Here is a 26,191-nt window from a genome sequence, read left to right as displayed (position 1 = left end):
AAGGAGCCGCCGCGGTGCTGCGCGCCGAGTTGGTGAGACCCCTGCCCGTGCTGCTCCGGCAGCACGCCGAGCGGCGCGGCGACGCCGTCGCGTTCCTGGATGACGACCGCAGCGTGACCTACGGCGATCTGGAGCGCCGTACCGCCCGTCTCGGCGGTCACCTGGTCACCCTGGGCCTGGCCCGGGGCGATCGCGCGGTCATCATGCTCGACAACCGCGTCGAGGTGGTGGAGAGCTACCTGGCGGTCGTGCGGGCCGCCGGGATCGTCGTGCCGGTCAATCCGCGCCTCACCGCCCCGGAGCTGCAGCACGTCCTGCGCGACAGCGACGCGAGGGTCCTCATCACCGACGCCGCCCACCTGCGGCAGCTGGGCCCGGCGCTGTCCGGGCCGGACGCTCCGGCCGTGCTGCTCGTCGACCCGGCCGGCCCGGATCCCGCGCTGGACGTGGTGTCGTTCGACGAGCTCGTCGCGCACGAACCGCCGCAGCCGCCGCCGGACGACCTCGCACTCGACGAGCCGGCGTTCATGCTGTACACCTCGGGCACCACCGGCCTGCCCAAGGCGGTGCGCTCCACCCAGCGCGCGGCATTGTGGTCGGTCGCCGCGGGCTACGTGCCCGCGCTCGGCCTGAGCGAGCGGGACCGGCTCCTGTGGCCGGTGCCGATGTTCCACAGCCTGGCCCACGTGCTGTGCATCGTCGGCGTGACGGCGGTCGGCGCCTCGGCCCGGCTGCTGCCCGGGTTCTCCGCCGAGGACGTCGTGGCCGAGCTGCGCGGCGGAGCGCACACCGTCCTGGTCGGCGTGCCGGCGATGTACCGGCAGCTCGTCCGCGCGGCCGCCGGGGCACTGGACGCGCCGGCGCTGCGGTTGTGCCTTTCCGGGGGGACCGTGCTGCCCGCCGAACTGCTGCGGGCGGTCGAGGACAGCTTCGGCGTGCCGGTCGTCGACAACTACGGCTCGACGGAGACCTCCGGCGCCATGGCCACGACCTGGCACACCGGCAGCCGTCCGCCCGGCTCGTGCGGGCTGCCGGTGCCGGGCCTGTCGATGCGCCTGGTCGACCCGGACACCGGGGCCGACGTGCCGCCCGGCGCGGAGGGAGAAGTCTGGGTCAGCGGGCCGTCGGTCATGCTGGGGTACCACGGGCAGCCGGCCGCCACCACGGAGGTCCTGGTCGACGGCTGGTACCGCACCGGCGACCTGGCCAGCCGCGACGAGCTCGGGTTCCTCACCATCCGTGGCCGGATCCGCGAGCTGATCATCCGCGGCGGCGAGAACATGCACCCCGGCGAGATCGAGCACGTGGTGCGCGCCGTCGACGGCGTCGCGGATGCGGCCGTCGTCGGGGAGCCGGACGACGAGCTCGGCGAGGTACCGGTCGCCTACCTGGTCCCGGCGGCCCCGGGAGCGTTCGACCCGGCCGGCGTGCTCGCTGCCTGCCGGCGTGCACTGGCCGGGTTCAAGGTGCCCGTCCGGCTGTACGAGGTGCCCGACATCCCCAGAACCGGATCCGGCAAGATCATCAGACATCGGCTGCGCCCGGAGACGGCCACGCTGCTGGTCGCGCCGCAGGCGGCCGCGGCACCTGAACCCGCGCCCGCGCCCATGCCCACGGCCACGTCGAACCTGCACCAGTCCGTGGCCGCCCGGCCCGACACCGAAGCCCGCGCGACGCTGCTCGACCTGGTCACCGCCGAGGTGGCCGGGGTGCTGGGCGACACCGGTGCGCCGGTTCCGCCGGACACGTCGCTGACCGAGCTGGGCGTCGACTCGCGGATGGCGGTGCAGTTGCGGGACCGTCTCGGCCGGGCGACCGGCACCCGCCTGCCGGTCGGCGTGGCCTTCAGCCACCCGACGCCGCGGGCGCTGGCCGACCATCTGCTCGACGGCCTGCGGGGCCGGACAGCCCGGCGGGCCACAGCGCGGACCGGCCCGGCCGACGAGCCCATCGCGATCGTCGGCATGAGCTGCCATCTCCCCGGCGGCGTCCGCTCGCCCGACGAGCTGTGGCGGCTGCTCGCCGCCGGCGGCGAGGCCATCGGCGCGTTCCCCGCCGACCGCGGCTGGGACGTCGAAGGCATCTACGACCCCGACCCGGCCCGCGCCGGCCGGACGTACGTGCGCCGGGGCGGCTTCCTCGACGGGGCGGCGTACTTCGACGCGGACTTCTTCGGTATCTCGCCCCGCGAGGCGCTCGCGATCGACCCGCAGCAGCGGCTGCTGCTGGAGGCGGCGTGGGAGGCGCTGGAACGCGCCGGGATCGAACCGCGGTCGCTGCGGGGCAGCCCGACCGGCGTCTTCGCCGGAGTGATGTTCCACGACTACACCGCCCGCCCCGGCGCCACGTCGGCGGAAGCCGAGGGGTACCTCACCATCAGCGGCGCCGCGAGCGTGGTCTCCGGCCGGATCGCCTACACGCTCGGCCTCACCGGGCCGGCCGTGACCGTCGACACGGCTTGCTCGTCGTCGCTGGTCGCCCTGCACCTCGCCGTACAGGCCCTGCGCCAGGGCGAGTGCTCGCTCGCAGTGGCCGGCGGGGTCAGCGTCATGGCCACCCCGGACGTGTTCATCGGGGCGAGCCGACAACGCGCGCTGGCCGCCGACGGCCGGTGCAAGGCGTTCAGCGCGGACGCCGACGGCACGGTCTTCGCCGAAGGCGTCGGTGTGCTGGTCGTGGAACGTCTCTCCGACGCCCGGCGCAACGGGCACGAGGTGCTGGCGGTGGTCCGCGGCTCGGCCGTGAACCAGGACGGCGCCAGCAACGGTCTCACCGCCCCGAACGGGGACGCCCAGCAGGAGGTGATCCGGCAGGCGCTGACCAAAGCCCGGCTGTCCGTCGCGGACGTCGACGTGGTGGAGGCGCACGGCACCGGCACCCGGCTCGGCGACGCCATCGAGGCGGAGGCGCTGATGGCGACGTACGGGTCGCACCGCTCGCCCGGCGCGCCGCTGTACCTGGGCTCGGTCAAGTCCAACATCGGCCACACCCAGGCCGCGGCCGGCGTGGTCGGCGTCATCAAGATGGTCCTGGCGCTGCGCCACGGCGTGCTGCCCCGGACCCTGCACGCCGACCGGCCATTGACCGACGTCGACTGGTCGGCCGGGACGATGGAGCTGCTCGCCACGCCGGTCGCGTGGCCCGCCGCCGATCGGCCGCGCCGGGCGGCGGTGTCCTCATTCGGGGTCAGCGGCACCAACGCACACGTGATCGTCGAGGAAGCGGCCCGGCATCCGGCGGAGCGGCCCGCAACGCCCGGCCCCGGCGGCCCCGGGGCGCTGCTGCCGCTGCTGCTGTCCGGCCGGACCGAATCGGCGCTGCGGGACCAGGCCCGGCGTCTCGCCGAACGCCTCGCCGCGCCCGACGCGCCGGGCGTCGCCGGGGTGGCGTCGGCGCTGGCCGGGCGCACCACGTTCGAGCACCGGGCCGCGGCCCTCGGCGCGGACCGCCCGGCGCTGCTGGCCGGGCTCGACGCGCTCGCCGGGGGCGCACCCCACGCCGGGGTGGTCCAGGGCCGGGCCGGCGCCGACGCGACCCGGGTGGTGTTCGTGTTCCCCGGGCAGGGTTCGCAGTGGGCCGGCATGGGGGTCGAACTGTTGGACAGCTCGCCCGTGTTCGCCGAGAAGGTCGCGGCGTGCGCCGCCGCCCTCGCGCCGCACATCGACTGGTCCGTCGAGGACGTGCTGCGCCAGGCCGCCGGCGCGCCGCCGATGTCGCGGCTGGACGTCGTGCAGCCGGTGCTGTTCACGATGATGGTGGCGCTGGCCGAGCTGTGGCGCTCGCACGGGATCGAACCGGCGGCCGTGGTCGGCCACTCGCAGGGCGAGATCGCCGCGGCCCACGTGGCCGGTGGGCTCACCCTCGACGACGCCGCCCGCGTGGTGGCCCTGCGCAGCCGGGCGTGGATGCGCCTGCAGGGCCGCGGGTCGATGCTGTCGGTGCTGGCGACGGCCGGCGACGTGACGCGGCGGATGGCCGCCTGGGGCGACCGGGTCTCGCTGGCGGCATTGAACGGCCCGGCGTCCGTGGCCGTCTCCGGCGACGTCGAGGCGCTCACCGAGCTGCTGGCCGCCCTGTCCGACGCCGGGATCCGGGCCCGCTGGGTGCCCGGCGCGGACGGCGCCGGGCACTCCGCGCAGGTCGACGTGCTGCGCGCGGAGATCCTCGAGAACCTCGCGAGCCTCGCGCCGCACCCGTCGGAGGTTCCGTTCTTCTCCAGCGTCACCGGCGACCGGCTGGACACCGCGGCGCTGGACGGCGAGTACTGGTTCCGCAACATGCGCGAGATGGTGCGGTTCGAGCCGGTCGTACGGCGCCTGGACGCCCTGCGGCACGGCACCTTCATCGAGGTGAGCCCGCACCCCGTGCTGGTCACCGCGGTGCAGGAGACCCTGGAGGCGACGGCCGGCGCCTCCAGGCCGGCGGTGCTCGGCACGCTGCGCCGCGACGACGGCAGTCCCGCGCGGATGCTCACCTCACTGGCCGAGGCGCACACCAACGGCGTGCCCGTGGCCTGGCAACGGATCCTCGGCGACGCCCCGGCGGGCGCGGCCGACCTGCCGACCTACCCGTTTCAGCGGCAGCGGTTCTGGCTCCCGAGCCGCCCCGGCGGTTCCGCGGCCGGTCCGGCCGCCGGCCACCCGCTGCTCGACGCGGTGGTGGACCTCGCCGGCGACGGCGGGCTGGTGTTCACCGGCCGGCTCTCGGCAGCGGAGCGGCCGTGGCTCGCCGAGCATGTCGTGATGGGTGTGCCGCTGCTGCCGGGCGCCGCGCTCGTGGACCTCGCCCTGCACGCCGGCGACCGGCTCGGCTGCCCCCGCCTGGAGGAGCTCGTCTTCGAGGTACCCCTGGTGCTCCCGGAGCAGGGTGCCCTGCAGCTGCAGATCGCGTGCGGCGGTGCCGACGACGCCGGGCACCGCGCGGTGACGGTGCACACCAGACCCGACGGCGACACCGCCGCCTGGGTCCGGCACGCCACCGGCACGCTCGCCCCGGCCCGGGACCTCCCCGCCGCCGAACCGGGGCGCTGGCCGCCGGCAGGCGCAGTCGGCCTGCCGGTCGACGGCTGCTACGAGCGGCTGGCCGCCGCCGGCATCGAATACGGGCCGGCCTTCCAGGGGCTGCGCGCCGCCTGGCGGCTGGGCACGGAGACCTATGCGGAGGTCGCGCTGCCGGCGGAAGCGGCGGACGCCACGGGATACGGGCTGCACCCGGCTCTGCTTGACGCGGCGCTGCAGGCGACGCAGCTCGAGGCGGCCGGCGCCGGCGGCCGGCTGGCCTTCTCCTGGAGCGGCGTGACGCTGCACGCCACCGGGGCCACGACCCTGCGCGTGCGACTGTCGGCCCGGGACCGCGACACGGTGACGCTCACGGCGACCGACGAGCGCGGGCGGCCCGTAGTGACGGCGGACGCGCTGACTCTCCGGCCGGCATCGGCCGAGCAGCTGCGTACCGCGGGCGTCGACGGCGGACTGTTCGACGTCGACTGGCAGCCGGCGGATCCGGTCGGGCCGGCGCCGGCGGACTGGGTCGTGATCGGCGGCGAAAGCGGACGCCACCCGGACCTGACCGCGCTGGGCGCGGCACTCGAGGACGGCTCACCGATGCCGGGCCTGGTGCTCGTACCCCTCACCGGCGGCCCATGGGACGGCGAACCGGCAACGGTGCGCGCCACCGTGGATGCCACGGCCCGGTTGTTGCGGCAATGGCTGCGGACCGAAGCGTTCGGATCGGCCCGCCTGGCCGTCGTCACCCGCGCCGCGGTCGCCGTCGGCGCGGCCGAGCCGGTCGACCCCGTCGGCGCGGCCGTGTGGGGACTGGTCCGGTGCGCGCAGGTGGAGCACCCCGACCGGTTCGTGCTGGTGGACGTCGACACGTTCGACGCCGTCGCCGCCGCCCGCGCCGCCGCCGGTGCCGAGCCCCAGCGCGCGTTGCGCGGCAGCACCGTCTTCGACGCCCGGCTCGTGCCGGTGCGGCCGGACGATCGCACCGGGCCCGTCTGGGACCCGGCCGGCACGGTGCTGGTGACCGGCGGGACCGGCGGACTGGGGCGCCATGTCGCCCGTCACCTGGTGGCCGGGCACGGGATCCGTCATCTGCTGCTCGTGAGCCGGCGCGGCCCGGCCGCGCCCGGAGCGGACGAGCTCGTCGCCGAGCTCGCCGGGCTCGGCGCGGAGGTGAGCATCGTTGCGTGCGACGTGGCCGACGCCGGCTCGCTGGCCGAGGTGCTGGCGGCGCTGCCCGCGGACCGGCCCCTGCGTGGCATCGTGCACGCCGCCGGCGTGGTGGCCGACGCGGTCGTGGAGAACCTGACCGCCGAGCGGGTGGACGAAGTGTGCGCGCCCAAGGTCGATGCGGCGACGCACCTGTACGAGCAGACCCGCCACGCCGACCTGACCGCCGTCGTGTTGTTCTCCTCGGCGGCGGCGGTCCTCGGCGCCGGCGGCCAGGGCGGGTACGCCGCCGCCAACGCCTTCCTGGACGCGCTGGCGCACCGGTGGCGCGGCGAGGGCACCGCCGTGGTCGCCCTCGGCTGGGGAATGTGGGCCGAGGACGCCGGCATGGGCGGTCAGGTGAGCTCCAACGACGTGCGACGGCTGGAACGGGCAGGTACGGCCGCGATCTCGCCCCCGGCGGCGCTCGCACTGCTCGACAGCGCTGCGCACACCGGCCGGGCGGCGCTGCTGCCGCTGCGACTGGCCCGGGCCGCGCTGGCCGAACAGGCCCGGGCCGGCACGCTGCCGCCACTGCTGCGCGGTCTGGTCCGCACCGCGGTCCGGGGCTCGCGGCCGGGCTCCGAAGCCGCGGGCAGCACGCTCGCCGGACGCCTGGCCGGGCTGCCGGACGCCGTGCGCCGGCACCACCTGGTCGACCTGGTGCGCCGGCACGCCGCCGCGGTGCTCGGCCACCCGACGCCGGACACCATCGTCCCGGACCGCCCGTTCAAAGAGCTCGGCATCGACTCGCTCACCGCGGTCGAACTGCGCAACCAGCTGCGGTCCGCGACCGGGCTCCCGCTCGGTCCGACGACGGTGTTCGACCACCCCACGGTGGCGTCACTGGCCACCCGGCTGGAGCACCTGCTCGGACTCGCGGACGGAACCGCGGACGTGGCCGAGCCCGGCACCACCGCGGCGCCTGACGAGCCGATCGCGATCGTCGGCATGGCGTGCCGTCTTCCCGGCGGGGTCGACTCGCCCGAGGAGCTGTGGCGGATGCTGGTCGAGGGGCGTGACGCCGTCACCGGGCTGCCGACCGACCGCGGCTGGGACCTGGAGGCGTTGTTCGACGAGGATCCGGATGCGCCCGGGAAGTCGTACGTGCGGCACGGCGGCTTCATCGACGGCGTGGCGGGCTTCGATGCGGAGTTCTTCGGGATCTCGCCGCGTGAGGCGTTGGCGATGGATCCGCAGCAGCGGTTGTTGCTGGAGGCGTCGTGGGAGGCGCTGGAGCGGGCCGGGATCGACCCGTTGTCGTTGCGGGGCAGCCAGACGGGCGTGTTCGTCGGCACCAGCGGCCAGGACTACACCCCGCGCGCGGACCAGGCCCCCGAACAGGTCGAGGGGTACCTGGCCACGAGCGGCCTCAGCAGTGTCCTGTCCGGCCGCGTGTCGTACGTGCTGGGCCTGGAGGGCCCGGCGGTGACGGTGGACACCGCGTGTTCGTCGTCGCTGGTGGCGCTGCATCTCGCGGTGCAGTCGCTGCGGCGGGGCGAGTGCGACGTGGCGCTCGTCGCCGGAGCGTCGGTCATGTCCTCGCCGGCCGCACTGGTGACCTTCAGCCGCCAGCGCGGCCTCGCCCCCGACGGGCGGTGCAAACCATTCGCTGCCGCCGCCGACGGCTTCGGCGTTGCTGAGGGCGTGGGTGTGCTGGTGCTGCAGCGGTCGTCCGTGGCCCGTCGCGCTCTGGCGGTGGTGCGGGGTTCGGCGGTGAACCAGGACGGCGCGTCGAACGGGTTGACGGCGCCGTCGGGTCCGGCGCAGGAGCGGGTGTTGCGACTGGCGCTGGGCTCGGCGGGTCTGGGGCCGGGGGATGTCGACGTGGTGGAAGGTCACGGGACGGGGACGCGGTTGGGTGACCCCATTGAGGTCGGTGCGTTGCTGGAGGTGTTCGGTGGCCGGGCCGGGGCGCCGGTGTTGCTGGGGTCGGTGAAGTCGAACATCGGTCACACGCAGGCGGCGGCTGGTGTGGTCGGCGTGATGAAGATGGTGTTGGCGTTGCGGGCCGGTGTGGTGCCGGCGTCGTTGCATGTGGATGAGCCGTCGCCGGTGGTGGATTGGTCGGCGGGTGGGGTCGAGGTGGTGCGGGAACTGGTCGACTGGCCCGAGGTGGCCCGTCCCCGGCGGGCGGGGGTGTCGTCGTTCGGGATCAGCGGGACCAACGCCCACGTGATCCTGGAACAGGGGCCGGTGCGACCGGAGCCGGAGACACAACCGGCGGCCGGGCCGGTGGCCTGGCCGTTGGCCGCGCGGACCGAGGACGCGCTGCGGGACCTGGCGGCGCGTCTCGCCGAGTTCCTGGCCGGGCGGGAGCTGCGCCCGCAGGACGTCGGGCGCGCGCTCGCGACCACCCGGCCGGCGCTGCGGCATCGCGCCGTCGTCGTCGCCTCGGACCCCGGCCAGCTGCGCGCCGGACTCGCCGCCGTCGCCGACGGGCAGAGCGCGAAGCACGTCGTCCGCGGTGCGGCCGGGACCGCCGCCGCCAAGGTGGTGTTCGTCTTCCCCGGTCAGGGTTCGCAGTGGCAGGGCATGGGCCGGCATCTGATGGACACCGCGCCGGTGTTCGCCGGCACCGTCCGCCGATGCGCCGAGGCCATGGCCGAGTTCGTCGACTGGGACCTGGAGCGGGTCCTGCGCGGCGAAGACCCCTTGGCCCTGCAACGGGTCGACGTGGTCCAGCCGGCCACCTTCGCGGTCGTGGTGTCGCTGGCCGCGCTGTGGCGCTCCTGCGGGGTCGAACCGGCCGCGGTGATCGGTCACTCGCAGGGCGAGATCGCGGCGGCCACGGTCGCCGGCGTCCTCTCGCTGCGCGACGCCTGCCGGATCGTCACCCTGCGAAGCCAGGCATTGCGGGCGATCGCCGGGTCCGGCGGCATGGTGTCGGTCGCCCTCCCCGAGCCGGACGTGCGGGCGTTGGTGTCCGCGTGGGGCGACCGGATCGGTGTCGCCGCGGTCAACGGGCCCACGTCAGCGGTCGTCTCCGGCGACGCCGCCGCACTCGACGAACTGCTCGTCGAGTGCGAACGGCGGGGGATCCGGGCCAGGCGCATCGCCGTGGACTACGCCTCGCACTCACCGGCCGTCGAGCAGATCCGCGACGAGGTGCTGGCGCTCAGCGCGCCGGTGACGGCCCACCGGGCGCGGGCGCCGATGATGTCGACGGTCGACGTCGGCTGGGTCGGCGGCGCCGAGCTCGACGCCGGCTACTGGTACCGCAACCTGCGCGAGGTCGTGCGCTTCGACGCCGCGGTCGACGCCCTGCTCTCCACCGGCCACGACGTCTTCGTCGAGGTCAGCGCGCACCCGACGATGACCATCGGGATCGAGGACCGCAGCACGGCGGCCGGGGTGCCGGCGGCCGTGCTCGGCACGCTGCGCCGGGACGAGGGCGACCGATTCCCCGCGGCCGTGGCGGAGGCGTGGGCCGCCGGCGTGCCGGTCGACTGGACGGCGGTGCTCCCGGCCGGTGACGTCGTCGAACTGCCGACGTACCCGTTCCAGCGGGACCGGTACTGGCTGGAGACCCCGGCGCAGGCCGGCGACGCCGGCGGCCTCGGGCTGGACGATGCCGGCCACCCGCTGCTCGGTGCGGTCGTGCGGCCGGCCGGCACCCGTCAGGCGGTGTTCACCGGCCAGCTGTCCCGGCGCACCGACCCGTGGCTGGCCGAGCACGTGATCGGCGGCGCGGCGATCCTGCCCGGCGCCGCCCTCGTCGAGCTGGCCCTGCACGCGGGCCAGGCCGCCGGCTGCACGCACCTCGACGAGCTGGTCCTCCTCGCACCGGTCCCGCTGACCGGTGCCGCGGCCGTGCACGTCCAGCTGGCGGTCGCGGAGCCCGACGACGCCGGCCGCTGCGCGGTGACCGTCCACACCAGACCGGCCGGCGCCGGTGAGGACGAGCCGTGGACGCACCACGCCAGCGGCACCCTCAGCCGGCGGCTCGGCGGCGCGCCCCCCGATCCGGTGCAGTGGCCGCCCGCCGCGGCCTCGAGTTTGTCCACCGCGGACTTCTACGCCGACCTGGCCTGCGCCGGCACCGAATACGGCGAGTCCTTCCAGGGTCTGCACGCGGCCTGGCGGCACGAGGAGACCGTGTTCGCCGACGTCCGCCTGCCCGAGGCACTGCATCGACAAGCGGACCGGTACGGCGTGCATCCCGTCCTGCTCGACGCGGCGCTGCACGCGGTCACGCTGCTCCACCCCGTCGCCGGGCAACGGCTCGCCTTCACCTGGTCCGGCGTGACCCTGCACCGCTCGGGCGCCACCGCGCTCACCGTCCGGCTGACCCGCACGGGCACCGACGCGGTCGCGGTCTCCGCGGTCGACCCGGCCGGACACCTGGTGCTCACGGTGGACTCGCTGGTGACCCGCCCGGCGACCACCGAACAGGGGCCGCGGGGCCTGCCACGCGACGCGCTCTTCCGGATCGACTGGATGGCCATGCAGGTCGACGGGGCACTCGACGAGCTGCCGGTCGAGCTGCCGGCCGGCGGCGTCGGCGCCCTCGCCGCGGAGCTGGACGCCGGTCGGCCCGCCCCGAGCACCGTGTTCACACAGGTCGCGTCCGCGCACGGCGAGTCCCTCGCCGACCAGGTCCGGACCACGACGCGCGCCGCGCTCGGGCTGATCCAGGCGTGGCTCGCGGAGCAGCGGCTGGCCGGCACCCGGCTGGTGTTCGTGACCGGCGGCGCCGTGGCGCTCCAGCCCGGCGCGCCGATCGGCGACCTTGCCGCCGCGGCGCTGCACGGCCTGGTGCGCAGTGCGCAGTCCGAACATCCGGGCCGTTTCGTCCTGCTCGACACCGACGAGCCGACAGCCGCCGCCGTCGCCGCGGCTGTGCACTCCGGTGAGCCCCAGGTGGCGGTGCGCGGCGGCACGTACCACGCGGCTCGGCTGGTCCGGACCGATCCACCGGCCACCATGGACGCGACCTTCGACGCCTCCGACATCGTGCTGATCACGGGCGCGACCGGTGGACTGGGCCGGCTGGCCGCCCGGCACCTGGTGCGCGCGCACGGCGTGGGCCGGGTGGTGCTCGCCAGCCGGCGCGGACCGGACGCAGACGGTGCGGCCGAGCTGGCCGCCGAGCTGACCGCGTCCGGCGCCGCCGTCACGCTGGTCGCGTGCGACATCGCCGACCGTGACGCGCTGGCGGGCCTGCTGGCCGAGCATCCGATCACCGCGGTGGTGCACACCGCAGGGGTCGTCGACGACGCCGTCGTCGAGAACCTGACTCCGGAACAGCTCGACCGGGTCTTCGCGCCGAAGGTCGACGCCGCGACCAACCTGGACGAACTCACCGCCGGGCTGCCGCTCAAGGCGTTCGTGCTGTACTCCGCGGCCGCGGCGACGTTCGGTAACGCCGGCCAGGCCGCCTACGCGGCGGCGAACTCGTTCCTGGACGCGCTGGCCCAGCACCGCGCCGCGCTCGGCCGGCCGGCGATCTCGCTGGCGTGGGGGCTGTGGGCCGAGGAGCACGGCATGGGTTCGAGACTCGGCGCGCTCGACGTGCGCCGCGCGCTCGACAAGGGCACGGCGCCGCTCTCGGTCGAGGACGGCCTCGCCCTGCTCGACGCCGCGCTCACCCTGCGCCTGCCAGCCCTGGCACCGGTAAGGCTGGACCTCGGCCGGTTGCGCCGCACGGCGGCCGCCGCGCCGGTGCCGCACCTGCTGCGGCAGCTGGTCCGGGTCCCGGCCGGGCCGGCCGCCTCCGGGCCCGCCGGCGCCAGCACGCTCGCGCAGCGCCTCGCCGGGCTGGCGGCGGACGAGCGCGACCGGACCCTGCGCGACCTCGTGCGACGCAGCGCCGCCGAGGTCCTCGGCCACGACTCGGCCGACCGGATCCGGCCGGACCGGCCGCTCAGGGAGCTCGGCTTCGACTCCCTCACCGCGGTCGAGCTGCGCAACCGGCTCGGCGCAGCGACCGGACTCGCGCTGCCGACGACCCTGGTCTTCGACTGCCCGACGGTCACCGCGATCGCCGACGAACTGTGGCGGCGGATGAGCCCCGCCTCCGGCACCGCACCCGCCGCCACGCCGACCCGGCCCCACTCCGAGGACGAGCCGATCGCCATCGTCGGTATGGCGTGCCGGCTCCCGGGCGGCGTCACCAGTCCCGAGCAGCTGTGGCAGCTGCTGATCGATGAGGTCGACGCGATCACGCCGGTGCCCGCCGGGCGAGGCTGGCACGTCGACGACGACCTGGTCCGCCACGGCGGCTTCATCGACGACGTCGCCGGCTTCGACGCGGGCCTCTTCGGGATCTCGCCGCGGGAGGCGCTGGCGATGGACCCACAGCAGCGGCTGCTGCTGGAGACCTCGTGGGAGGCGTTCGAGCGGGCCGGCATCGCGCCGCTGTCGTTGCAGGGCAGCCAGACCGGGGTGTTCATCGGATCGGTGTACCAGGACTACGCCGACCGGGCCGCAGGCGTGCCGGAGGACGTGGAGCTGTACGTCGGCAACGGTAGCGCTGCGAGCATCGCCTCCGGCCGGATCGCGTACACGCTGGGTCTGGAGGGGCCGGCGGTGACGGTGGACACGGCGTGTTCGTCGTCGCTGGTGGCGCTGCACCTGGCCGTGCAGGCGCTGCGCCGGGGCGAGTGCGACCTCGCGCTGGCCGGTGGTGCCACCGTCATGTCCACACCGGCCGCGCTGGCCGAGATGGGACGGCAGGGCGGCCTGTCGGCGGACGGCCGGTGCAAGGCGTTCGGCGAGGGGGCGGACGGGGCCGGGTTGGCCGAGGGCGTCGGGATGCTGGTGCTGCAGCGGTTGTCGGCGGCGCGTCGTCCGTTGGCGGTGGTGCGGGGTTCGGCGGTGAACCAGGACGGTGCGTCGAATGGTTTGACGGCGCCGTCGGGCCGGGCGCAGGAGCGGGTGTTGCGACTGGCCTTGGGCTCGGCCGGCCTGGGCGTGAGCGATGTCGACGTGGTGGAAGGTCACGGGACGGGGACGCGGTTGGGTGACCCGATTGAGGTCGGTGCGTTGCTGGAGGTGTTCGGTGGCCGGGCCGGGGCGCCGGTGTTGCTGGGTTCGGTGAAGTCGAACATTGGTCACACGCAGGCGGCGGCTGGTGTGGTCGGCGTGATGAAGATGGTGCTGGCGTTGCGGGCCGGTGTGGTGCCGGCGTCGCTGCACGCGCGTGAGTTGTCGCCGGTGGTGGATTGGTCGGCCGGCGGGGTCGAAGTGGTTCGGGAGCGGGTCGACTGGCCCGAGGTCGGCCGGGCCCGGCGGGCGGGTGTCTCGTCGTTCGGGATCAGCGGGACGAACGCCCACGTGATCCTCGAGCAGGCCCCCGAGATCCCGGCCGTGCCGATCTCCGCGGCGCCGCCCGGCGGACCGGCGCTGCTGCCGCTGTCGGCACCGACCCCGGCCGCGCTGCGGGACCAGGCGGCCCGGCTGCACGCGTACCTCACGCACACCGGCGAGCCGGCGCTGCACGACGTCGGCTGGTCCCTGGCGACGACCCGCGGCGCCTTCGAGCATCGCGCCGCCGTGGCCGGTGCCGACCGGGCCGCCGTGCTCGCCGATCTCGACGCGATCGCCACCGGCGCGACGGCCGGCACCACCGCGCTCACCGACCCGCGTGCGGTGTTCGTGTTTCCGGGTCAGGGGTCGCAGTGGGTGGGGATGGCGGTGGAGTTGTTGGAGTCGTCGGTGGTGTTTGCGGAGTGGATGGGTTTGTGTGGGGTGGGGTTGGGTGGGTTGGTGGATTGGGATTTGTTGGAGGTGGTGCGGGGTGGGGTTGGGTTGGATCGGGTGGATGTGGTGCAGCCGGTGTCGTTTGCGGTGATGGTGTCGTTGGCGGCGGTGTGGCGGTCGTTTGGGGTTGAGCCGGTGGCGGTGGTTGGGCATTCGCAGGGGGAGATTGCGGCGGCGGTGGTGGCGGGGGTGTTGTCGTTGGTGGATGGGTGTCGGGTGGTGGTGTTGCGGAGTCGGGCGTTGGTGGGGTTGGCGGGTTCGGGTGGGATGGTGTCGGTGGGGTTGCCGGTGGGTGAGGTTGAGGAGCTGGTGGCGGGCTTCGACGGCCGGCTGTCGACCGCCGCCGTCAACGGGCCCGCGTCGGTCGTGCTGTCCGGTGGGAGCCGCGCCGTCGAAGAACTGCTCGCCCAGCACGGCACCGAGGGCGGCCGGGTTCGGCGGATCGCGGTCGACTACGCGTCGCACTCGCCCGCCGTCGAGCAGATCCGCGACGAGGTGCTCACCGCCCTTGCCCCGGTGCGGCCGCAGTCCCCGACGGTCCCGATGTACTCCACAGTGGACAATCGCTGGGTCGAGGCGGGCGAGCTGACGGCGGAGTACTGGTACCGCAACCTCCGCGAGCAGGTCAGGTTCGCCGACGCGACCACAAGCCTGATCGCCTCCGGCCACAACCTCTTCATCGAGGTCAGCTCCCATCCGGTGCTGACGACCGCCGTCGCCGACACGGCGGAGGCGGGCGGCGCCACGGTGCACACGCTCGGCACCCTGCGCCGGCAGCGCGGCGACCTCGACCAGTTCCTGGTCGCGCTCGGGCAGGCGTGGAGCGCCGGCGCGCCGGTCGACTGGCCGCGCGTCCATCCCGGCGCGACCCGGGTCGACCTGCCCACGTACGCGTTCCAGCACCGGCGGTACTGGCTGGACATCGACCCGGCGACCCAGTTCGCTGGTGACCGCTTCTGGTCCGCCGTCGCGCGGGCCGACGCGGGTGCGCTCGGCGCGATGCTGGGCGTCGCCCCGGAGCCGCTGCGGCACGCGCTGCCGGCACTGTCCGCTCTGCTGCACCATCGCACGGTCCCCGCGCCCGCCCCGGAACCGGACGAGGAGCGGGCGGAGGAGCCGGCCGACACCCTCCTGGCGCGCCTGGCCGGCGCGAGCGAGCAGGAGCAGCGGCGCCTCCTTGTCGAGCTGGTCCGCGACCACGCCGCCGCGGTGCTGCGGCACGAGCGCCCGGACGACGTCGCGACGTCCCGCCGGTTCCTGGACATCGGGTTCGACTCGGTGACGGCCGTCGAGCTGCGCAACCGGCTCGCGTCCGCCACCGGCCTCGCCCTGCCGTCCACCCTGCTGTTCGACCACCCCACGGCGACCGCCCTGGCCACCCATCTGCGCCGGCGCCTGGCCGGGTCGCCGCCGCGGTCCGAGGCCCCGCCCGCCACCGCCGAGCGTGGCGAGCCGCTGGTGGAAGACGAGCAAGAGATCGACGCGATGGCCGTCGACGACCTGTTGAAGCTGGTCCACGAGAGCCGGGAGCGCTGAATGTCGAGCGGGAACGGGCAGCTGTCCGAGCAGACGTCCACACAGGACATCGTCGCGGCGTTGCGCGACTCGGTGAAGGAGGTGCACCGGCTGCGCCGCGAGCGCCGGCAGCTCGAGGACGCGGCCCGCGAGCCGGTCGCTGTCATCGGCGTCGCGTGCCGCCTCCCCGGCGGGGTCACCACCCCGGCGGCGCTGTGGGAGCTGGTGATGCAGGAGCGCGACGCGATCGGCCCGTTCCCCGCCGACCGTGGCTGGGACCTCGCGGCGCTGTACCACCCCGACCCGGACCACGCCGGCACCACCTACGCCCAGGGTGGCGGCTTCCTCGATCGGGCCGGTGACTTCGATGCCGACCTGTTCGGCATCTCGCCGCGCGAGGCGCTGGCGATGGACCCCCACCAGCGGCAGCTGCTGGAGGTGGCCTGGGAGGCCCTGGAACGGGCCCGGATCGACCCGCTGTCGCTGCACGGCACCCGGACCGGGGTGTTCGCCGGGCTCGGCGCCAGTGGGTACGGCTCGCGGCTGGAGGCCGTGCCCGACGACGTCGTCGGCTACCTCGGAAACGGCACCTCGACGAGCGTCGCCTCCGGCCGCATCGCTTACGTGCTGGGCCTGGAAGGCCCCGCCGTGACCGTCGACACCGCGTGCTCGTCGTCGCTGGTCGCACTGCACCTCGCGGCCCAGTCGCTGCGCCGGGGCGAGTGTGCGCTGGCGCTGGCCGGCGGGGTCAGCGTCATGGTCAATCCGGGTCCGCTGATCGACTTCAGCCGGCAGCGCGGCCTGGCCGCCGACGGCCGGTGCAAGGCGTTCTCCAGCACCGCGGACGGCACCGGATGGTCCGAGGGCGTCGGTGTCCTGGTGCTGGAGCGTCTGTCGCAGGCGCTCGCCAACGGCCGCCGGATCCTCGCCGTCGTGCGCGGCTCGGCGATCAACCAGGACGGCGCCAGCAGCGGGCTAACCGCGCCGAGCGGCCCCGCGCAGGAGCGGGTCATCCGCGAGGCGCTGGCCGCGGCCGGGCTGGCACCGTCCGATGTGGACGTCGTCGAGGCGCACGGCACCGGCACCCGGCTCGGAGACCCGATCGAGGCGCAGGCGCTGCTCGCCACCTACGGCCAGCAGCGCCCGGCGGACCGGCCGGTGCTCCTCGGGTCACTCAAGTCCAACATCGGCCACGCACAGACGGCTTCGGGTGTCGCCGGCGTCATCAAGTCCGTGCTCGCCCTTCAGCACGGCGTGGTGCCGAGGACGCTGCACGTCGAGGCGCCGACGCACGAGGTGGACTGGTCGGCCGGGGCGGTGGAACTGCTCACCGCCGCCCGGGCGTGGCCGGCGGTCGACCGGCCCCGCCGGGCCGCCGTGTCGTCGTTCGGCGCGAGCGGCACCAACGCCCACGTCGTCCTGGAGGAGGCACCGCCGGTCCCGGTCACCGACCGGCCCGCCGCCACCGCCGGGGCGACGCTCTGGCCGCTGTCGGCCCGATCCCCGGAAGGTCTGCTCGCCCAGGCCCGGCGGTTGCGCGAGCACCTGGCGGCCGATCCGGCGGCCCGGCCGGACGACGTCGGCTGGTCGCTCGCGACGACCCGGGCCGCGCTCGACCACCGCGCCGTCGTCGTCGGCGAAGACCACGACGAGCTGCTCGCCGGGCTCGAGAACCCGCCGATCCGCGGCATCGCCGGTCCGAGCGGCCGGATGGCGTTCATGTTCACCGGCCAGGGCGCCCAGCGGCCGGGCATGGGTCTGAGCCTCGTCGAGCGTTTCCCGGTGTACGCCTCGGCGTTCGACACCGTCTGCACGGAGCTGGACCGCCACCTCGACCGGCCGATCCGCGACGTGATCGCCGACCCGGCGGCGGTGCATCTGACGGTGTACACCCAGCCGGCGACGTTCGCGGTGCAGGTCGCCCTGTTCCGCCTGCTGGAGTCGCTCGGCCACCACCCCGACCTGCTCGTCGGACACTCCGTCGGGGAGATCGCCGCCGCCCACGTCGCCGGAGTGCTCGACCTGGCCGGTGCGTGCCGGCTCGTCGCGTCCCGGGGACGGCTCATGCAGGCGTTGCCTTCCGGCGGCGCCATGACGGCGGTCGAGGCGAGCGAGGAGGAGGTCCTGGCGTACCTGACCGGCTCGGCCCTCGACCCGGGCACCGTCGGCCTGGCCGCCGTCAACGGGCCCCGCGCCGTGGTCGTCTCCGGACTCGGCGCGGCCGTCGACGAGGTCCAGGCGCATTTCGCCGCCCAGGGCCGGCGGACCCGGCGGCTGCGGACGTCGCACGCCTTCCACTCGCCCCTCATGGAGCCGATGATCGAGCGGTTCCGCGCCGAGGTGGAGCAGCTCACCTTCCACCGGCCCCGGATCCCGGTCATCTCGGCCGCCATCGGCGTGCTCGCGGAGCCGGACTACTGGGTCGAGCACGTCCGCCGCCCGGTCCGCTTCGCCGACGCGGTGACCCGGCTCGCGGAGTCCGGCGTCGAAACGTTCGTCGAGCTCGGACCCGACGGGGTGCTGTCGGCGCTGGTGCCGGAGTGCACCGACACCGACGTCCGGGTGGTGCCCTTGCTGCGGGCCGACCGCCCGGAGGTCACCCAGGTGCTCACCGCGGTCGGTGCACTGCACGTGGCCGGGCACGACCCGGACTGGGCCGCGCTGTGGGGAGGCCGTGAACCGGCAACGGTCGACCTGCCCACCTATCCGTTCCAGGGCCGCCGGTACTGGCTGCACCAGCCGGCCCGGTCCGGTGTCGCCGCCGCCGGGCTGCACGACGTCGGCCATCCACTGCTCGGCGCCGCCGCCGACCTCGCCGACGGCTCGACGCTGTACACCTCGCGGCTCGGCGTGGACACGCACCCCTGGATCGCCGAGCACGTGGTGCTCGGTGCCGTCCTCGTGCCCGGCAGTGCCTTCGTCGAGATGGCGCTGCGCATCGGCGACGAGACGGGGCACGACCGGGTCGACGAGGTCACGCTCGGCTCGCCGCTCGTGCTGCCCGGCGACCGGCCGGTGGACGTCCAGGTCCGGGTCGGCCCGGGCGACGGGTCCGGCCACCGCGCGTTCACCGTGCACAGCCGCGCCGCGGACGCGGCTGCCGAGACGCCGTGGACCGAGCACGTCGCAGGCGCCCTGTCGCGGGCCGGCACCGGGTCGCACCCGGCCGCCGGCACCGGATCCTGGCCACCGGCCGGGGCGACCCCGGTGGCGGTCGACGAGCTCTACCAGCGCTTCGCATCGCTCGGATTCGCCTACGGGCCGGTGTTCACCGGCCTGCACGCCGCGTGGCGCCGCGGCGACGAGGTCTTCGCCGAGGTGTCCCTGCCCGATCGGACGGGCGCCGCGGCCTTCGGCATCCATCCGGCGCTGCTCGACGCCGCGCTGCCCCAGGCGCTCGCGCTGGGCCCCTGGGCCGACGATCGGGACGGCGGGAAGCTGCCGTTCGCCTGGACCGGGGTGCGCCTGCACGCGGCCGGCGCCACGGATCTGCGGGTCAGACTGGCGCCGGCCGGACCGGGCGGGGTGTCGCTCACCGCCGCCGACCCCGACGGCAACCCCGTCGTCACGGTCGAGTCGCTGGTGGTCCGGCCCGTCTCGGCGGTCCGGCTCGCGCCGCAGGACGGCCCGCTGCTGGCCCTCGACTGGGTTCCGCTCGGCGACGCCGACGCCCCGGACACGTCCGGCGTGGCGCTCGGGCCGAACCCGTTCGGGCTGCCGCTCGCGGCCAGCGTACCGGACCTGGACACCCTCGGCGACCTCGTCGGGGCCGGCCAGGTCGGCCCGGACACGGTCTGGGTCTCGGTCTCTTCGGAGGAAGGTCACGCCGCACCGGACGCGGCGCGGCGCGTCCTGCGGGACCTGGTCGACCTGGTGCAGCGGTTCGTCGCCGACGACAGGCTCGCCGCGCTGCGCCTGGTGGTCGTGACCCGGGCCGCGGCCGGGTTCGGTGACGAGGAGCCGGACCTCGTCACGGCTCCGGTGTGGGGGCTCATCCGCTCGGCCCGCGCCGAGTACCCGGACCGGTTTCTCCTGGTCGACCTCGACCCGGCCGGCGGGCTGCCCGGCGGCGGGGTCCAGGCCCTGCTGCGCGACGGCGAGGACGAGGTCGCGGTGCGGCACGGCCGCTGCTACGGGCCACGCCTGGCGCCGGTCACCGCGGGCACCGCCCTGGAGCCGCCCGCCGGTCGGCACTGGCGGCTGGACGTCACCACCCCCGGCTCGGTCGAGCATCTCGCGTTCCTGGAGCACCCGGCGGCGGCCCGCCCGCTCGGGCCCGACGAGGTCCGCGTCGGCGTTCGGGCGGCCGGCCTGAATTTCCGCGACGTCCTGATCGCCGTCGGGATGTTCCCCGGAGCCGCCGAGATGGGCGGCGAGGGCGCCGGGGTGGTGCTCGAGACACACCCGGACGATCCCCGCCTGGCGCCCGGCGACCGCGTCATGGGGCTGCTCGCGGCCGGCTTCGGCCCGGTGGCGGTGACCGACCGGCGCACGCTGGTCCGCATCCCCGACGGATGGTCGTTCGAGCAGGCCGCCGCGGTGCCGATCATCTTCCTGACGGCCTGGCACGGCCTGCGCAGCCTGGCCGGGCTGAGCGCCGGTGAGTCGGTGCTGATCCACGCGGGCGCCGGCGGGGTCGGGATGGCCGCGATCCAGTTCGCCCGGCATCTCGGCGCCGAGGTGTACGCCACGGCAGGCCCCGCCAAGTGGGACGCGCTGCGCCGGCTGGGCCTGGACGACGCCCACCTGGCCTCGTCCCGCGACACCGGCTTCGAGGACAAGTTCCGCCAGACCTCGGGCGGTCGCGGCGTGGACGTGGTCCTCAACTCCCTGATCGGGGAGTTCGTCGACGCGTCGCTGCGCCTGCTGGCGCCCGGCGGCCGCTTCGTCGAGCTGGGCAAGGCCGACATCCGCGGTTCGGACCAGGTGGCGCAGGTCCGGGCCGACGTGACCTATCAGGCGTTCGACCTGATCGACGCGGGCCCCGACCGGCTCGGGGCGCTGCTGGCCGACGTCGTCGACCTGTTCGAGCAGGGTGCCCTGCGGCCGGTGCCGGTGGCCGGCTGGGACGTACGGCGGGCGCGCGACGCCTTCCGGCACGTGAGCCAGGCCCGGCACGTGGGCAAGGTCGTGCTCACCATGCCGCGCTCGTTCGGGCCGGGCGGGACCGTGCTGGTGACCGGTGCCACCGGTGGCCTCGGCCGCCTGGTGTCCCGGCACCTCGTCACCGAGCACGGGGTGCGCGACCTGCTGCTCGTCAGCCGCTCCGGGCCGGCCGCCGACGGGGCCGGGGACCTGGCGGCCGAGCTGCGCGGACTCGGCGCGGACGTGGCCGTGCGCGCGTGCGACGTGGCCGACCGCGCCGCCGTCGCCGCCCTGCTCGACGGCGTCGACCTGACCGGCGTGGTCCACCTCGCGGCCGTCGTCGACGACGGCGTGGTGTCGTCGCTGACGCCCGAGCGGATCGACCGGGTGTTCGCCGCGAAGGCCGAGGCGGCGTGGCACCTGCACGAGCTGACGAGCCATCTGGACCTGGACGCCTTCGTGGTGTTCTCCTCGGCGGCCGGGCTGTTCGGCGGCGCCGGGCAGGGTAACTACGCCGCGGCCAACGTCTTCGTCGACGCCCTGGCGCGACGGCGCCGGGCCCGGGGTCTGGTCGCGTGCTCCCAGGCGTGGGGCCTGTGGGACGTGCGGACCGCCATCACGGCCGGCCTGACCGACGTCGACCGCTCGCGCGCGGCGCGTGGCGGGGCCGACGCGTTCTCCGCCGCCGACGGGCTGGCCATGTTCGACGCGGCGCTGCGCACCGATCGGGCCGCCGTGGTGCCGGTGCGGCTCGACCTGACCAGGATCCGCCGCGGCGGGGCGGTGCCGCCGCTGCTGCGGTCGCTCGTGACCGGGCCGCCGCGGCCGGCCGCCCGCAGCGCCGGCGGCCACGACCGCGCCGAGACCACGCTGCGCAGCCGGCTGGCCGGTCGGCCGGGCGAGGAACGCGAGGCGACGCTGCTGGCGATCGTCGTCGAGCACGCGGCGACTGTGCTCGGCCACGTCTCCGCCGACGCGATGATGCCCGCGCGCCCGTTCAAGGATCTCGGCTTCGACTCGCTCACCGCGATCGAGCTGCGCAACCAGATCGGCGCCACGACCGGCCTGCGGCTGCCGGCGACGGTCGTCTTCGACTATCCGACCCCGGCCGCCCTGGCCCGGCACCTGGCGCAGCAGCTCACCGACGAGCCCGCCGCGGCGGCCCGCCCCGCCGCTGCGTCCCGGCCGGGCACCGCCGAGGAGCCGATCGCCATCGTCGCCATGAGCTGCCGCTTCCCGGGCGACGTGCAGACCCCCGAGGACCTGTGGGCGCTGCTGGTGGCCGGCGGCGACGCCGTGTCGGAGTTCCCTGCGGACCGTGGCTGGGACGTCGGCCGCCTCTACGCCGCGGACCCCGACACCCCCGGGACGACCTACGTCCGGCACGGCGGGTTCCTCACCGGGGCCGCCGAGTTCGACGCCGGCCTGTTCGGTGTCGGCCCGCGCGAGGCGAAGGCGATGGACCCGCAGCAGCGGCTGCTGCTGGAGACGGCCTGGGAGGCGATCGAGCGGGCCGGTGCCGATCCCATGTCCCTGCGGGGCAGCCGTACCGGCGTCTTCGTCGGCACCAGCGGCCAGGACTACGCGGGCCTGCTGGACAGCACCGACCACGGCGCCGACGGCTTCGTCGTGACCGGCAACGCGGCCAGCGTGCTGTCCGGCCGGATCGCCTACAGCTTCGGCCTGGAAGGCCCGGCGATCACGGTGGACACGGCCTGCTCGTCGTCGCTGGTCGCCCTGCACCTCGCGGTGCAGGCACTGCGCCGGGGCGAGTGCGACCTGGCGATCGCGGGCGGCGCGACGGTGATGTCCAGCCCTCTCGCGTTCGTCGACTTCAGCCGGCAACGGGGTCTCGCGCCGGACGGCCGGAGCAAGGCGTTCGCCGCCGGCGCTGACGGCACGAGCTGGGGCGAGGGGGCCGGTCTGCTCCTGGTCGAGCGCCTCGCCGACGCCCGCCGCAACGGGCACCCGGTCCTGGCGCTGGTGTGTGCCTCGGCGGTCAACCAGGACGGCGCGTCCAACGGGTTGACCGCACCGAACGGCCCGTCGCAGCAGCGGGTGATCCGGCAGGCCCTGGAGTCGGCGGGCCTGCAACCGTGGGATGTGGACGCCGTCGAGGCGCACGGCACCGGCACCCGGCTCGGTGATCCGATCGAGGCGCAGGCGCTGCTGGCGACCTACGGCGCGCAGCGTCCGGCGGACCGGCCGCTGCTGCTCGGTTCGCTCAAGTCCAACATCGGGCACACGCAGGCCGCCGCCGGTGTGGCCGGAGTGATCAAGATGGTGCTCGCGATGTCGCACGGGGTGCTGCCCAGGACGCTGCACATCGACGAGCCGACGCCGGAGGTGGACTGGTCCGCCGGCACGCTGCGGCTGCTGACCGAGCAGCGCGCCTGGCCGCAAGTGGACCGCGTCCGCCGGGCCGCGGTGTCGTCGTTCGGCATCAGCGGCACCAACGCCCACGTGATCATCGAACAGGCGCCGGTCGACGAGCAGCCGGCCCCGGCCGCGTGGTCCGGGCCGGTCGTGTGGCCGCTGTCGGCGCACTCGCCGGACGCGCTGCGGGCGCAGGCGCGGCGGATCGTGGCCGGCGTGGACCCCGGCCACCGTCCGCTCGACGTCGGCTGGTCGCTGGCGTCGATGAAGTCGTCCCTGCCGTACCGGACGGCGGTCGTCGGCGCGACGCGGGAGGAACTGCTGTCGAAGCTGGCCGCCGCGGCCTCACCCGGACGGATCGAGCCCGGCCGCACCGCGTTCGTGTTCACCGGGCAGGGCGCACAGCGGCCCGGTATGGGCCGGGAGCTCTACGAGCGCTTCCCGGTCTTCGCGGCCGCCTTCGACTCGCTCTGCACGAGCTTCGACGCCTTGCTGGCGTATCCGCTGCGTGCCCTCGTCCTCGATCCGGACGCCGACGCCGCGCTGCTCGACCGTACCGGTCAGGCCCAGCCCGCGCTCTTCGCGCTCGAGGTCGCGCTGTTCCGCCTGCTGGAGTCGGTCGGCCTGCGGCCCGACGCCCTGGCCGGGCACTCGCTCGGCGAACTCGCCGCCGCCCACGTGGCCGGCATCCTGAGCCTCGACGACGCGTGCCGGCTCGTCGCGGCCCGCGGCCGCCTCATGGACGCGCTGCCGGCCGGCGGGGCGATGCTCGCGGTGGACGCGGCACCGGCCGACCTGGACGCGCTGCTCGCCGGCCGGGACGACACCGTCGCGCTCGCCGCCGTCAACGGTCCCGCCGCGGTCGTGTTGTCGGGGTACGAACCGGCGGTCGACGAGCTCGAGAGTCTGCTGCGGGGCCGTGGCCGCCGGACCCGCCGGCTCCGGGTGTCGCACGCGTTCCACTCACCGCTGATGGCGCCGATGCTGGAGGAGTTCCGAGCCGTCGCGGAGACCTGTCACTTCGCCGAGCCCCGGATACCGGTCGTCACCGGAACGCCGTCGGACCGGCTGGACACCCCGGACTACTGGGTGCGGCAGATCCGGCAGCCGGTGCGGTTCGCCGACGCGGTGGCCGGACTCGTCGCGCAGCGGGTGCAGACCTTCGTCGAGGTCGGGCCGGACGCGGTGCTGTCCGCGATGGTCGAGGACTGCCTGCCGGACCGGCCGGACGTGGCCGCGGTGTCCCTGCTGCACCGCGATCGGCCGGACGGCCAGCAGTTCCTGGCGGCGCTCGCGGAGCTGTACACGCGCGGCTACGACCCGCGCTGGCCCGAGCTGTATGCGGGCACCGGCGCGCGCCCGGTCGCGCTGCCGACCTACGCGTTCCAGCGGGACCGGTTCTGGCCGCGGGGGACGAGCGGCGCGGCAGCCCCGGCGGCGCCGGGGTACCGGTACGACTGGACACCGGTACCGGTGGCGGAGGGCGCGGCACTGCGCGGCGACTGGATCGTCGCGGTGGCGGCCGGCGCCGGGCCGCGGCCACTGGCCGACGCCGTCCTCACGTCGCTGTCGGCCGCGGGTGCCCGCCCGGTCCTGGTCGAGCTCGACGCGGGGGACCCGGGCCGCGACGCGTACTGCGCCCGGCTGCGCTCCGCATCGACCGCACCGGTTGCCGTGGTCGCGCTGCCCGGGCTCGGCGCCGCCCCGATGGTGGCCCTGGTGCAGGCGATCGGCGACGCCGGCGTGGACGCCCCGATCTGGTGCGTGTCCACCGACGAGACCGACCCGGAGCAGGCCGCCACGCGGGGGATCGGGCGAGTGGCACGCCTGGAGTATCCGGAGCGGTGGGCCGGCACGGTCACCCTGGGCGATCCCGCCGACCCGCGGGAGCTGCGACGCTGCGGCGACGTGTTCGCCGACTCCGGGGGCGAGGAGGATCTGCTGCTGCGTGGCGACACTGTCCTGGCTCGCCGGCTGGTGCCCGCGCCGGTCGCGGCGACGACCCGGCCCGGCCCGTGGCGGCCGTCCGGCACCGTCCTGGTCAGCGGCGGCACCGGCGCGCTCGGCGCGCACGTCGCCCTGGCGCTGGCCCGCGACGGAGCCGATCACCTGGTGCTGACCAGCCGCCGCGGCGCCGCCGCCCCCGGCGCCGACGACCTGGTGCGGGAGCTGACCGGTCAGGGTGCCCGGGTGACGGTCGTGGCCTGCGACGTCGGCGATCGGGACGCGGTGCGACGCCTGATCGCCGCACTGGCGGACGAGCCGGTGACCGCCGTGGTGCATGCCGCCGGGGTACTGGACGACTGCGTGATCGACGCGCTGACCCCGGCCCGGCTGCACGACGTGCTGCGACCGAAGGCGCTCGGTGCCCGGCACCTCGACGAGCTCACCCGCCACCTCGACCTCGACGCGTTCGTGCTGTTCTCGTCGCTGGCCGGCGTGCTGGGCAGCGCCGGCCAGGCCAACTACGTGGCCGCGAACGGCTACCTGGACGCGCTCGCCGCGCGGCGCCGCGCGGCGGGGCTGGTCGCGACCAGCGTGGCGTGGGGGCCGTGGGCCGAGGGTGGCATGGCCAGCGACCACAACGTCCGCCGGAGTTCGAGCGAGAGCGGTGTCGCACCGATCAGGCCCGGGGCCGCCGTGGCCGCGCTGTGGCAGGCGATCCGGCAGGACGACACGTTTGTGGCCGTCGCCGACGTCGACTGGCGCCGGCTGCACCTTCGGCATCCGGACCCGCTGCTGACGGAGCTGGCCGGGGCGGACACCGAACCGCCGTCCGCCGCGGATGCCGCGGACGGCTGGCGGCAGCGGTACCTGGGCAGCCCGAACGCCCGTCGCAGCGTCATGCTGATCGAGACGGTGCGGGCCGAGGCCGCGGAGGTCCTCGGCCACGCCGACGCCTCGGCGGTCGACGCCGGCCGCCGGTTCCTGGACATGGGGTTCGACTCCCTCGGCGCGGTCAAGCTGCGCAACCGGCTCAACCGCCTCACCGGGCTACGGCTGCACACCACCGTGCTGTACGACCACCCGACACCGGTCGCGCTCGCCGGCTACCTCGGCGCCGAACTGACGCCCGACCCGGCAGCCGTGGTGCGGGACGAGTGCGACCGCCTGGAGGCCCTGCTGGCCGGCGTCGACCCCGGCGACGGGCTCGGTCCCGTGGTCGCCGGGCGGCTGGCCGGCCTGCTGGCCGCGTGGCAGGCCCGGTCGGTCCGCGGCGGCGGCGACGACCTCGGACTGGAATCAGCCTCGCTCGCCGAGGTGATGGACGTCATCGAGAACGAACTCGGCTTGTGAGG

Annotated in this window: 2 protein-coding genes; both read left to right on the top strand. The window is 75.5% G+C overall.

Annotation, left to right across the window (positions count from 1 at the left end):
* The first annotated feature begins 14 nt into the window (after window positions 1-14).
* On the top strand, window positions 15-15,452 hold the full coding sequence (locus ACQEVZ_RS46350) for an SDR family NAD(P)-dependent oxidoreductase (RefSeq protein WP_433380318.1): 15,438 nt from the start codon (window positions 15-17) through the stop codon (window positions 15,450-15,452).
* A complete protein-coding gene (locus ACQEVZ_RS46345; RefSeq protein ID WP_433380315.1) occupies window positions 15,453-26,189 on the top strand; it encodes an SDR family NAD(P)-dependent oxidoreductase in 10,737 nt (3,578 codons plus the stop codon).
* Window positions 26,190-26,191 lie beyond the last annotated feature (2 nt).

The organism is Dactylosporangium sp. CA-152071, from assembly GCF_050936335.1.
Classification (GTDB): domain Bacteria; phylum Actinomycetota; class Actinomycetes; order Mycobacteriales; family Micromonosporaceae; genus Dactylosporangium; species Dactylosporangium maewongense.
The sequence above is the reverse complement of the archived record's forward strand: the minus strand, read 5'-3'. Positions and strand labels throughout refer to the sequence as shown.

Coding starts and splice junctions, on each gene's coding strand:
- ACQEVZ_RS46345 (WP_433380315.1), top strand. CDS start 15,453: ATGTCGAGCGGGAACGGGCAGCTGTCCGAGCAGACGTCCACACAGGAC.